This is a genomic window from Mesorhizobium sp. WSM4887 (genome assembly GCF_029625865.1).
In the GTDB taxonomy this organism is placed as follows: domain Bacteria; phylum Pseudomonadota; class Alphaproteobacteria; order Rhizobiales; family Rhizobiaceae; genus Mesorhizobium.
In genome coordinates, this window is record NZ_JARTVP010000006.1 from 107,638 (window position 1) to 119,672 (window position 12,035).

At 61.1% G+C, this 12,035-nt stretch carries 10 protein-coding genes; 4 read left to right on the forward strand and 6 right to left on the reverse strand.

Going from position 1 to position 12,035, the window contains the following annotated elements; translation table 11 throughout:
- Positions 1-17 precede the first annotated feature (17 nt).
- Positions 18-146, reverse strand: coding sequence for a hypothetical protein (locus P9230_RS21850; RefSeq protein ID WP_278120815.1), 129 nt, complete (start codon positions 144-146; stop codon positions 18-20).
- Positions 147-192: 46 nt separating this feature from the next.
- On the opposite strand from P9230_RS21850, the gene P9230_RS21855 reads away from it, so the two are divergent.
- The 4 genes from P9230_RS21855 to P9230_RS21870 all read left to right on the forward strand — a co-directional run bounded on the left by P9230_RS21855 (position 193) and on the right by P9230_RS21870 (position 4,453).
- A complete protein-coding gene (locus P9230_RS21855) occupies positions 193-1,143 on the forward strand; it encodes an ABC transporter permease (protein WP_278055625.1) in 951 nt (316 codons plus the stop codon).
- Entirely contained in the window at positions 1,140-2,663 is a 1,524-nt protein-coding gene (locus tag P9230_RS21860) for a sugar ABC transporter ATP-binding protein (RefSeq protein WP_278055627.1), read from the forward strand. Before P9230_RS21855 ends, P9230_RS21860 begins: the two co-directional genes overlap by 4 nt.
- Positions 2,660-3,625: an ABC transporter permease gene (locus tag P9230_RS21865; RefSeq protein WP_278055629.1), complete on the forward strand. Its 966-nt coding sequence runs from the start codon at positions 2,660-2,662 to the stop codon at positions 3,623-3,625. Before P9230_RS21860 ends, P9230_RS21865 begins: the two co-directional genes overlap by 4 nt.
- A gap of 99 nt (positions 3,626-3,724) precedes the next feature.
- Positions 3,725-4,453, forward strand: coding sequence for a GntR family transcriptional regulator (locus P9230_RS21870; protein WP_278055631.1), 729 nt, complete (start codon positions 3,725-3,727; stop codon positions 4,451-4,453).
- A 32-nt stretch (positions 4,454-4,485) separates the two neighbouring features.
- Here P9230_RS21870 and araD read toward each other — a convergent pair whose 3' ends face one another.
- The 5 genes from araD to P9230_RS21895 form a co-directional block, all read right to left on the reverse strand.
- A complete protein-coding gene (araD, locus tag P9230_RS21875; protein WP_278055632.1) occupies positions 4,486-6,216 on the reverse strand; it encodes an L-arabinonate dehydratase in 1,731 nt (576 codons plus the stop codon).
- The gene (locus tag P9230_RS21880; protein WP_278055633.1) at positions 6,213-7,133 is read right to left on the reverse strand and encodes an amidohydrolase family protein; all 921 of its coding nucleotides are present in this window, start codon (positions 7,131-7,133) and stop codon (positions 6,213-6,215) included. Before P9230_RS21880 ends, araD begins: the two co-directional genes overlap by 4 nt.
- Positions 7,130-8,122: a Gfo/Idh/MocA family oxidoreductase gene (locus P9230_RS21885; RefSeq protein WP_278055635.1), complete on the reverse strand. Its 993-nt coding sequence runs from the start codon at positions 8,120-8,122 to the stop codon at positions 7,130-7,132. The genes P9230_RS21880 and P9230_RS21885 overlap by 4 nt, the downstream gene beginning before the upstream one ends.
- Before the next feature lie 102 nt (positions 8,123-8,224).
- Positions 8,225-10,285, reverse strand: a complete 2,061-nt coding sequence (locus P9230_RS21890) for a hydantoinase/oxoprolinase family protein (protein ID WP_278055637.1) — start codon at positions 10,283-10,285, stop codon at positions 8,225-8,227.
- Positions 10,282-12,033 (reverse strand): hydantoinase B/oxoprolinase family protein, encoded by a 1,752-nt coding sequence (locus P9230_RS21895; protein WP_278055638.1) that lies wholly within the window; start codon positions 12,031-12,033, stop codon positions 10,282-10,284. Before P9230_RS21895 ends, P9230_RS21890 begins: the two co-directional genes overlap by 4 nt.
- Positions 12,034-12,035 lie beyond the last annotated feature (2 nt).

Genomic DNA, 12,035 nt, shown 5'->3' on the forward strand with positions numbered 1-12,035 from the left:
CTTTTTTGGCCTAAATATTAATAACCCTTGCGTGCTCTTTTACCCACCCCCCCCCCCCCCCCCATATTTTGGGGGGGGGGGGGGGGGGGGGGGGGGCGGGGCGCCCCCCCCCCCCCCCCGACATGATTGGCCACTTGCTTGAACACAAGGGCAACGAGCCGGAAAACGGCGACTCACGGAGGAGAGTTTAGGATGCAAGCCGTCGCTGTGCGCAAGGAGAACACGATTATCTTCGGGCTGGTCGCGCTGGCCGCTATCGTCCTCCTTGGCTACATGTACATGAACGCCCCGGCATTCTTCCGGGTCAACAACCTCGTCAATGTCCTGGTCCAGACCTCGGTATTGGGCCTGCTGGCAATGGGGATGTCTTTTGTGTTGATCGGTGGCGGGATCGACCTTTCGCTGCCTGCCATTCTTGCATTCAGCGCCATCATCGGCGTGATCGCGATGCAGACGACGCAAGTAGCGATGCTGGGTCCGATCATGATGCTGGCAATAGGAGCCGCGCTCGGCGCATTCAACGGAGCGGCGGTCGCCTACTTCGGCATGGCACCGTTCGTCGTCACCCTGGCGACGATGACCGTAGTCGGGGGAGCGAGCGTATGGATAACCGGCTCGCAAAGCGTTTCGGGCTACCCTCCCGTCTTCGACGACGTAATCCGCTTCCGCCTCCTAAACCTCCCCATGCTGGTATGGATCACGGCGGTGATCACCGCGGTCGCCACGGCAATCATCGCAAAAGGCGCATACGGACGGCAGATAAAGGCTGTAGGCCTGAATCCTCGAGCCGCCCTTATCGCCCGCATGGACGTGAAGCGCCTGGTTCTGTCGACCTACGTCTTGTCCGGCTGTTTTGCCGCCATAACCGGAGTGTTCCTGGTTGCCAGGCTAGGATCTGCATCGGCCAACCTTGGAAACGATAGCCTGCTTCTGGACATCATCAGCGCCTGCGTGATCGGCAGGGTCAGCATTTACGGCGGTATCGGCAATCCTCTCCATGCCGTTCTCGGGGCGCTGTTCGTTACCTTGATCAGCAATTCGATGAACCAGCTGGGCGCCTCCTACTTCGCGAGCCTTATCTTGAAGGGAGTGCTGATCATCATTTTCGTCTATCTCGATCAGGCACTGAGGAGGAAGGCATGAGCGAACTTGCACGCCTCTCCATGAAGGGCATTCGCAAATCTTTCGGCTCCGCCGTCGCCATTTCCGAAGGTGATCTGTCGGTAATGCCAGGCGAAGTCCACGCGCTCATGGGTGCCAACGGCGCAGGCAAGAGCACGATGATGAACGCGCTCGGCGGCATCATCCCGGTCGATGATGGGACGATCGAAATCGACGGCAAGGCCGTCGCGCTGAGACACGCCCGCGACGCGGCAAGCCATGGCATCGCTTTTGTCCACCAGGAACTGACGATGCTGCCCACGATGACCGCCGCCGAAAACGTGTTCATCGACCGCTTTCCGACCCGGTTCGGAAGGATCGACCGCCAGACCATGCGATCCCGGTGCAAGGAGCTTCTCCAGTTGGTCGGCTGCAGCGTCTCGCCGGACACGCCCGTCGAAACCCTAAGCACAGGCGACCGCCAAATGCTGGAGATTGCGCGGGCGCTGAAATCCAACCCCAGGATCGTCATCTTAGACGAACCCACCTCTTCGCTTTCGCGCCCCGAGCGCGAGCGCCTTTTCGACGTCGTGCGCAAGCTGAAGGCAATGGGGACGGCCGTCGTCTACATCACGCATTTCCTCGAAGAAGTCTTCACGATCTGTGACGCAGTCACGGTAATGAGGAACGGGCGTACGGTCTCGGCAACCAAGATCGAGAACACGACACCCTCGACCGTGCTTCGCGAAATGCTCGGAGAGATTGCCGCTACTGAGCGGTTGAGGGAGCCATACAGAACCAGCGCTCCTGCCAGGCTGACTGTGCGCAACCTGACCCGCGAGCGCGTTCTCGATGACATAAACCTGACGCTTCGGCCTGGCGAAATCGTCGGCCTCTGGGGCCTGCTCGGCTCCGGGCGAAGCGAACTGGTGCGCGCGCTCATGGGGCTCGATCCCATCGATCGTGGCGACTTGGAGCTAACCGCCAACGGAAGCTCCGGGCGCGTCGAACCTGAGTACCTTCGAAAGATCACCGGGCTCGTCACCGAAGACCGACGGGGCGAGGGCCTGATCCTTCCCTTCAGCGTGGCTGAAAACATTTCGCTGCCGCAGCTGAAGAAAATGAAGTCGAAATCGGGCCTCGTCGACACCGACGCCGAGAAGACCTTGGCGGAAACCCTCATCAAGCGTCTCGGGGTGAAGGTAAGTTCGCCGCAACAGCCTGTCGGAACGCTCTCGGGGGGCAATCAGCAGAAAGTCGTCTTCGCACGCTGGCTACCGCTAAAGCCGGAACTTTTCATACTGGACGAGCCAACCCGCGGACTCGACACCGGGGCGAAGGACGAGATCCTCAAGCTCAGCGTCGAGCTCGCGAAAGAAGGCGCGGCCATTCTCTTCATATCCTCGGAACTGGAAGAGATCATGCGCGTCGCGGACCGTTACGTCGTCATCATCCGCGGCCGCATAACGCAAGAATTGCCGGGCACCGCGACCAAGGACGAGCTGATGGAATCGATTTCCGCTCGGCCTGCAGTCGCCCATGCGCAGGAGACCGTCCAATGACCACAGTATCGACGAGCCAGTTCACGGGAAGGCGCCGGCTCCCCGTCCTCGGATTTGGGGCCATTCTCCTGGCGGTGATTGTCGGCTTCTCGATCGCCGCACCGAATTTCGCGACGGTCGGCAACGCCTTCGCCATGCTTCACGCCATGGTGCCCGTTACCGCAGCCGCAACAGGCATCGCTCTGGTCATCATGAGCGGCAAGATCGACATCTCGATCGGGTCCATAGCGTTCCTCGCAGGCTCGATCGGCGGCCTCTTGATGGACGGCGGCCAAGTTGGACCAATCCTTGGCTTTTTCCTCATCCTCGTAATTGCCTCCCTACTGGGAGCGCTGAACGGCTTCATCGTCTCGGTCCTGGGCATCAATTCGCTCATTACCACCTTGGGCACCATGATCACGTTCCGCGGCATTGGGCTGATGTTGACAGAAGCGCGCGTCATTCCGCTGCCCGCGAGCATTCAGAATCTGGGCAACTCAACATTGGGCCCGGTATTCGTCGACACGCTGTTGCTGGCGTTGCTGCTGGTGGTCGTTCATTATGCCCATCTCCACACGGCTTTTGGCAGGCACGTTACGGCCGTGGGAAACAGCGAGGAGACATCGCATAGAATCGGAATCAACACGCGTCTCACCAGCTTCGTGGTCTTTGTACTGTCCGGCCTGTTCGCAGGGATTTCGGCATCCGCCAGCTTTATTCAAGTCGGTTCCATAACGGGGTTTCTTGGTCGAGGGCTGGAGTTTAACGCTATCGCGGTTGCTGTCGTGGGAGGTATCAGCCTTTCTGGCGGGCGCGGCAAGATCCTACCGGGGATATTGCTCGGCGCGCTCGCGTTCCAGGTGATTTTCAACGGCCTCAACCAAGTCGGCGCCAACCCCTACATTTATCAGCTGGTGACCGGAGCGGTAATCTTCGTCGCTATGTATGTGGACGCCATAAAGACTCGGAGGCAGCCAACCTAACGGGCGGGCAGGCACATAGGGTCGGTCTGAAAATAAAGATAGGTTCGACAATGCGGTCGGACCTAGCGGACGCGCATTCTTCGGGCGGAACACCAAATCATGGACTCATTCAAGAAATTCGTTGCAAAGAGGGCTCTTAGCGACAGCCTGCCGAAAACCCATCAAGTCTATGAGCTCATTCGACAGGCGATCATATCGATGCATTTGCCTCCGGGGGCACCGCTCGTTGAAAAGGAGATTTGCGCCGAACTGGGCATTTCACGAACACCTCTCCGTGAGGCAATTCTGAACTTGGCCACGCAGAATCTTGTAGTGATCAGGCCGGGAGGCGGAACGTTCGTAAACCGCATTGTCCTGAGGCAGGTCCTGCAGGGTCAGATGGTCCGCGACACGCTCGAAGTGCGATTGACGAGGCTTGCAGCCCGCAATTTCACGACCGAAATAGCACCCGACTTTGAGCTTTCGCTTTTCCAGCAATCGGCCGCCGCGAAGCGCCGGGACGTCGATGCTTTTTTCGCGCTCGACAACGAGTTCCATAGCCTTGTCTGCAGGTGCGCCGGATTTCCCGATGCCTGGCAGACAATTCATATGGCGACCGGGCAACTGGATCGAATCCGGCGGCATGCGTTCCCGACCGAAAACACATTCGACCTCGTGCTTGACGAGCACCGTCAAATCTACGACCGGATCAAGAATCATGACGAGGACGGTGCCGAGAAAGCGTTCCAGGCTCAGATCGATAGCATCTTCCCTACTATCAAGGTCGTGAAGACCAGCTTCCCGCATATGTTCGACACGGATGCCGTTTCGGTCGAGGACATCCGGTAGCCGGGCACCCCGATAAGACGATGTCTCGGCCGTTAGAATATCGCCGGCTCATCAGTTACCCCACCGTAGCTCGTCTCCAAGAAGTCGAAGTCGCAACCCTTGTCCGCCTGCTGGATATGCTGGGAGAACATGGCGCCGTACCCGCGGGTAAACCGGGGAGCCAGAGGCTTCAGCGCCGCCCGGCGATCCGCGAGTTCCTCCGGGGATATCTCCAACCTGATCTCGCGGTTTGGAACGTCGATCGAGACGAGGTCGCCAGTCCTGACGAGGGCGAGCGTTCCGCCTACAAAGGCCTCCGGCGAGACGTGAAGGATGCAGGCCCCGTAGCTCGTCCCGCTCATCCTGGCGTCGGATATGCGAACCATGTCGCGCACGCCCTGCTTCACGAGCTTCTTCGGTATCGGCAGCATTCCCCACTCGGGCATGCCGGGCCCACCTTGCGGGCCGGCGTTCCGAAGGATCAGCACGTGATCGGCGGTGACGTCCAGGTCGTCGCTATCGATCACCGCTTTCATCGAAGGGAAGTCGTCAAAGACAAGCGCAGGCCCGGTATGGCGAAGATATCGTGGACTGCATGCGCTCGGTTTAATGACGGCGCCGTTCTCCGCAAGGTTGCCCTTGAGGACAGCCAGCGCCCCTTCGGGGTAAATCGGGTTGTCGAGCGGCCGGATAACGTCTTGATTGTAGACCTCGGCACCGGCGATGTTTTCCCCCACCGTTTGCCCGTTCACGGTCATCTCCGACATGGAAAGCCGGCTGGCGAGACGGTTCATGAGGGCTGGCAGTCCGCCAGCGTAGTAGAAGTCCTCCATCAGGTATGTGTCGCCGCTGGGGCGAACATTGGCGATCACCGGGACAACCCGGCTTGCCTTGTCGAAGTCGTCGAGCGTCACATTGTGCCCAGCGCGTCGAGCCATCGCAATGAGATGGATCACGGCATTGGTCGAACATCCCATTGCCATCGAGACGACGATCGCGTTGTCGAACGCCTGGCGAGAGAGCACCTTGGCGGGCACCAGGTCCTCCCAGACCATATCCACGCACCGCCTCCCCGCCTCCGAGCACATGCGAATGTGGTTGACGTCGGCGGCCGGGATAGACGAGGCCGCCGGAAGAGTCATTCCGATCGCTTCGGCGATCGCCGTCATGGTCGATGCCGTTCCCATGGTCATGCAGTGTCCGTGACTGCGGGCGATTCCGGCCTCGATATCCTGCCAATCCTTGTCGGAGATATTCCCGGCGCGGCGTTCGTCCCAGAATTTCCATGCATCCGAACCGGAGCCCAGCGTCTTTCCCTTCCAGTTGCCTCGCAACATCGGTCCGGCCGGCACGTAGATGGCCGGCAGCCCCGCACTGATCGCCCCCATGATCAATCCAGGCGTGGTCTTGTCGCAACCGCCCATCAGGACGACCCCGTCGACCGGATGGGATCGGATCAGCTCTTCGGTATCCATGGCGAGCATGTTCCGGTAGAGCATCGTCGTCGGCTTGACGAAATTTTCGGAGAGCGAGAGCGCCGGAAGTTCGATGGGGAAGCCGCCTGCCTGGAAAACGCCTCTCTTCACGTCTTCGACGCGAGTTTTGAAGTGCGCGTGGCACGGGTTGATGTCGGACCAGGTGTTTAGGATCGCGATGACGGGTTTTCCCACCCAGTCATCTGCCGAATATCCCATCTGCATGATGCGGGAGCGGTGGCCAAATCCCTTCAAGTCGTCCGGAGCGAACCACCGAGAGCTTCTCAGCGTGTTGGGAACCTTTTTCATTTCAAGCCATCCTCGTCAGCGAAGCCGAACAGCTTCGCTGGATTTCGGACCAGAATGCTTCTCAGGGCGTCGGAACTATCAACCCAAGCGGCGATGCGGTCGAGGGCCTTTGCGTCGTCGACTGGGCGGAAAGGAGTGACTCCATGCGGGCTGGACGCGCCCGTGCCCCCGCCCGGATGGGGCCAGTTCGAACCCCAGAGAAGACGGTCGGGGTTGGCTTTGACGAAGGCGCGGACCAAGTGCCCGACAGCGGTCGACTGGGGATCGGCCGAAACTAGGTAGGGCGCCGATAGCTTCACGTAGACCTTCTCGGACGAGACAAGCGAGATGAGCGTATCGAGGCCTGGTTGATCCAAACCCCTGTCGGCATCGGCACGGCCGAAATGGTCGATGACCACCGGGACGGGCGCTTGCTTCAATTCCGCTTCCAGAGCAGCGATGATGCCCAACTCCGTGAATATCTGCACATGCCAGCCGAGCTTTTCCGTCAGCGCGAATGCCCATCGGACATCATCGCGTATTCGATCCAACTCGGACACGGAGCCAGCCGCGAGGTTAAGACGGATGCCCACGATTCCCCCGCTGGCCAATTCCTCCATTCCCTTTGGGCTCGCATGACGATCCACGACGGCCACCCCGCGCGCGCCAGGACCCATCATCCGAATGGCATCGAGAGTGCACGTGTTGTCCGTGCCGTAAATGCTGGGCTGGACGACGATGACGCGGTCAAGATTCAACGCCGCCTGGTGGGCGGCAAGAGCCTCGACCGGGGCCGGCGGGGGGGTGTAGGAGCGTCCGTTCCACAGCGGAAACTGTTTGCGCGGCCCGAAAACATGCACATGGCAATCGCATGCGCCCCGTGGCATGTCCGTGCCGACAGTGCTGTGCACGACGTCCAGGATCGGCTCCGGTGTCATTGGCGCGCCTCGGCATCGGGATGCGCGTCCCACCATTTGGCCTGCTCGTCCTCAATGGATTGGAGAATGCTCATGGCCGGAAGGACGGACCGCCCGGTGACGAGCGGGGCCTTGCCGCCACGAACCGCCGAAACGAAATCGCGGCTCACTTGGGCATTGTTTTCCTTTTCCGACTGCACGGGCTGCTCGCGGCCGCTCAGCGACAGCGTGCCCTTGAGGATATCGAGCCGATAAGCCTCCCGGTCCGTGACGACAAAGATGTCGAACATCCTTTCCTGCGAGTGATAGGATCCGGTACACACTATCGTCTGCTGCCGATCGGTCTCGATCATCGCCGCCAGTTCCATCGGGATGCCGGTCTTGGGCAAAGGCGGCGGCATGATCGCGAAAGAGCGCGTGATGCGCGCGGCCGCGCGCTGCGGAACGCCTCCGCCTGCAAGCCAGAGCCCCACGTCGACCAAGTGCGCACCATGGTGCCAGAGCAGGTTGTCAGTCCAACTGCGATGCAGACCTGTGGAGCCTACGTTTTCCAGCCGATGAAGGAAGAGCCTGGAATGGACATGACGTACATTCTCCTCGCCTGCGCCAACGCGCTTGCACAGTTCGACGTGCTCGCGCCTGAAACGCATCGGATGGACGACGCCGAGAGTGAGGCCCAGCCGCTCGGCGAGTTCCACCACTTCGAGCGCGTCCGGATAATTCAATGCCAGCGGAATCTCGACCAGAACGTGCTTGCCCGCCTCGAGAGCCTGAATCGCCATCGAGGCATGGGTGGCGCTAGGCCCCGCGATAATAATGATGTCGATTTCGTCATCGGAAACGGCGGCGGAGTAGTCGGTCGTCCACTTGCGATATTCATAGTCGACGGCGAAGGCTTCCGTCTTAGGCGCTTCGCGGCCGACAAGCGTATGCAGTGTGCAGCCGAAGTCCTTTAGGCTGTCCGAATGCCACGTGCCCATCATGCCGTGGCCTACCATGCATACGTTCATTTTGTCAGCTCCAGCGCGCCAGCGGACATTTAGCAATATATCAGAATATTACAATATCGATGACTGTCGCAGGCGTGTTGCGTCGATATCCCGCGGCCTCAGTCAGTCAAACGAGATCAGCAGCCCGCCCTCGGCTGTAGTGCTTGCTCGACTGCCCGCGGGCACGAAGTTTGACGTGAGCAAATCTGAAACGATGGCCGGCCCCGACAACTCGCTTCCGGCTGGCAGCGTGCCGGCATCGAAGGCGGCGATCGTGGACCACCCTCCTTTTTGCGAAAGATAGACCTGTCTCTTCGTGGAAACCCGGCGCGAGAAATTGGCCATCGCGGCGCCCGTTGGCGCCCGCACCTGCACCCGACCGACCGCCTGGATGCGCCATTCGAGAAACTCGACCGGCTCGGCAGGCGAGGCAACCGAGTAGAGCCGCTCGTGCAAGCGGTGGAAATCCAGGACGAGTTCGGTGAGAGCTTGCGCGTCGAGGCTCTGCCTACCGACGGGCACGGGTATCTGCCAGACCTGTCCATTGTAGCGGCACTCGGCCGCGAGCAGGAGCTCCCGCCTGTCATCGTCGATACCCATTGAATCGAGGAACGCAGTTCCTTCGGCCACCAGTGCGGCGAGCGTCGAATTCACAAGACCAAAATCGAAAGCGTCGCTTCGGCTGTGGGCGATCCTGCCGAAATCGAACTTGATGTCGCCCGTCGAGATGCCATACGCGCTCAAGACGCTGCCCGCACGCGGTATCAGAACCTTACGAATGCCGAGTTCCTTGGCCAGATTGGCAGCATGCAAACCGCCTGCCGCACCACCGGAGACGAGGACGAAGTCGCGAGGGTCAAATCCCTTGCGCATAGTCATGTCTTCAATGGCCGACACCATGTTCTGCTCGGCGACGGCTGAGATGATCGCGGCAGCATCCTCGACGCCAATTCCCAGCGGATCGGCCACATGCTTCGAAATCGCAGCCACAGCCCGTTGGCGGTCGAGCGTGAGGTGGCCGCCCCCGAACCGACCCGGCTCGAGAAGGCCGCGAACCAGATTGGCATCGGTAAGCGTCGGCCGTTCCCCACCCAAGCCATAGCAAGCCGGTCCAGGCTTGGATCCTGCACTTTGCGGCCCGACGTGTACGAAGCCTCCGGCGTCGACCCTCGCAATCGAGCCTCCGCCGGCGGCAATCGTCGAAATATCGACCGAGGGTACGCCGAAGACATGTCCCGCGATCGTTCCTTGTCGTTGCATCGCGACCGCGCCGTCGATCGCCATGCAGACGTCGAGGCTCGTCCCCCCGAGGTCCATGGAGATCACGTTGCGCTCGCGCAGGCCGGCGTGTCCGACAAGGCGGATCGCAGCGCCCGGGGCGGCGGAAGGGCCGGACAGGCACAGGAAAACAGGCTTGTCGACGATGACCTCACCGGAAGTTCTTCCTCCGTTGGAGCAGACGAAGAGCGGCGTTCGCTCGAATCCGGCATCGGCAAGCCGGGTAGCGAGGGTGCCGATGCTGTCCTTCATAACTGGCTTCAACGAAGCGTCGAGTGCTGTGGCGGACGTCCGGCGGTATTCGCCCACGGCGGGATTGACCTGATGCGACAAGCTAAATGGAACACCCGGCAATGTCTCGGAGATCAGTTCGCCGACCCGCAGCTCGTGCCTAGGATTCATCACCGACCACATCAAGGCGACTGCGACGGCTTCGGGTTCGGTCTTCTTGACGCGCGCCAGAACCTCTCGAACCTCTCTATCGTCCAGGGAGAGTTCGACGCCGCCTTCCGCATTGATCCTTTCCGAGACGGCAAACGTCAGCTGTCTCGGGATTAGCGGGTCGGGATAGTCCTCGAATATCTCATAGCTGTTTTCCCGGCCTCCTTCCCGGATGCGCAGCACGTCGCGGAACCCCGTGGTGCAGATCAGGACGGTCCTGGCAGTGCGGCGTTCGAGAATGGCGTTTGTGGCCGCCGTCGTGCCGCACGAGAACGTCGCGCAAGCTTTCAGAAGATCCCTGACGCTGGTGCCGCGGTCGGATGCGACGTATTGAATCCCGTCCATTATCCCTTGCGGAATGTCGTCGTGGTTCGAGAGCGACTTGTAGAAGCGGAGCGCTCCGTGGTCGTCCACCACGATGTCGGTGAACGTACCGCCCACATCCACGGAGATGGTGAGATTCATAGTGCATCTCCCGAGCAGGGACGGCTTCCCGCCGTTGGGTCGGCCCGGGCATAGCCGTAAAGCCTTGCCGCGTGGGCTTCGGTCAGCAGACCTTCCGAAATCGATTTCTCGATCTTTTCCCGCGATCGCTTGCCTGGATCACCGAAGCCGCCGCCCCCGCTTCCGTGGGCGATCAGGCGCTCACCGGGACGAAGGGTGACGTCGAAAAAGATCGGGAGCTCGCTCAGCGCGCCTGACAGGTCTCGCTTCCACGTTCTGGTCTGTCCGCCTGGCAGCCCGCCTGCTACTCCGGCCGGTGGAAACTGCTCGCCGCCGCTGTTGACCGAAAAGGTCACCGCGTCGTCTCTCACCCGGATGACGCAGTCGCAGCCCTGCGCGCCTTCCCACTCGCCGGCACCTCCTGAGTCCGGACGGAGCTCGAGCTTCTCGATGATCAGAGGCTGCTGCTGCTCCATGACCTCGACCGAGGACTGGGAGAGCATGCCTTGCGTCGTTCCGCTTCCGTATGTGAGCCAACCGTCGTGGCCGGCGAGTGCGGGGCCGCCCCAGTATCCGAGCACCATCTGGTTCACGAAGGGCGCCTGGCGCCGGGAATCGAAACCGCTGACGCAGGGAGCGGAGGCGGGATTTCCGACGGTCCCGTAAGCGGTGCCGCGCGTGTCGGTGACCTCGGCGAACATAGCCTGGATGTGATCGATCAGGATGTGAGCGAGATTGGTGGTCGCCGAACTGGTCGCCGCGGGGAACCTCGGCAGTCCGATCGCGGAGTTCTCGCGCATCTTGATCCGCACCCGGTCGAACGAACCCGATGCCCTGGGCACGTCGGGTCCCAGCATGTTGAGCACTGCGGTCAGGCAGCTGGCGGTGACGGTCGCCTCGGTCATGTTCAGGCCGATCGGAAGGCAGTCGATGTTGTCCGTAAGGTCGATCGTGATCTCGCCGGCCGTCGGGTCCACCGTCATCGTCGCCGAAATGGGCAAACCGCTCTCGAAACCCTCGCTGACGCCGTCGTGCATCGCGCGCTTGCTTAACGTGGCCGCCGGCAGCCGCGAGATTGCGCTCTTCGCCATCATGGACGCGTATTCCTGATACTGGTCCAGGAACGCCAGCACCGTCTCGACGCCGGACCGCTCACACATCTCCCGGGCCCGGCGTTCCCCGGTACGCACCGCTCCGACCATCGCGAGGTAGTCGCCATAGAACTGCTCGGGAGCGCGGATGTTAGCCTTGCAGAGTTCCACCAGCTCGAAGTTGTCTCGATAGTCGGCCTGGATTCTCAGGCAGGGAAGCGTCAGACCCTCGGCATAGTAGTCCCTGCAGAGGGATCCGTAGGTCGTAGGGGTCGGAAACCCGATATCGCTGAGGTGCGCGCGGGCGATCGAGAAGAACATGAGCCTGCCGTCGAAAAAGACGGGAGCGCATAGCGTCACGTCGGCGCAGTGTGTATTGCCCAGGTAGCTGCTGTTGTTGATGAAGCAGTCGCCTTCGCGGACGTTGTCACCGTATCGGTCACGAACGGCCTTCGGCACCAGATGGGCTGCGCCGGTGTGTATGGGAAGACCCTGCCCCGCGCTCACAGTGCGATGCCGGGCATCCGTCATAGTGCACGAGAAATCGAGCGCGGTGTTCAGCACTCCCGATCGGCCTGTCCGGGCCAGCGTATATGCCATTTCCCGGTTGATCGCCTCGAAGCGCTTCTGAAGGACGACCATGGTCAGCTGGTCGAGAGTTTGGCTTGGGTCAGACATAC

Coding starts and splice junctions, on each gene's coding strand:
- P9230_RS21855 (WP_278055625.1), top strand. CDS start 193: ATGCAAGCCGTCGCTGTGCGCAAGGAGAACACGATTATCTTCGGGCTG.
- P9230_RS21860 (WP_278055627.1), top strand. CDS start 1,140: ATGAGCGAACTTGCACGCCTCTCCATGAAGGGCATTCGCAAATCTTTC.
- P9230_RS21865 (WP_278055629.1), top strand. CDS start 2,660: ATGACCACAGTATCGACGAGCCAGTTCACGGGAAGGCGCCGGCTCCCC.
- P9230_RS21870 (WP_278055631.1), top strand. CDS start 3,725: ATGGACTCATTCAAGAAATTCGTTGCAAAGAGGGCTCTTAGCGACAGC.
- araD (WP_278055632.1), bottom strand. CDS start 6,216: ATGAAAAAGGTTCCCAACACGCTGAGAAGCTCTCGGTGGTTCGCTCCG.
- P9230_RS21880 (WP_278055633.1), bottom strand. CDS start 7,133: ATGACACCGGAGCCGATCCTGGACGTCGTGCACAGCACTGTCGGCACG.
- P9230_RS21885 (WP_278055635.1), bottom strand. CDS start 8,122: ATGAACGTATGCATGGTAGGCCACGGCATGATGGGCACGTGGCATTCG.
- P9230_RS21890 (WP_278055637.1), bottom strand. CDS start 10,285: ATGAATCTCACCATCTCCGTGGATGTGGGCGGTACGTTCACCGACATC.
- P9230_RS21895 (WP_278055638.1), bottom strand. CDS start 12,033: ATGTCTGACCCAAGCCAAACTCTCGACCAGCTGACCATGGTCGTCCTT.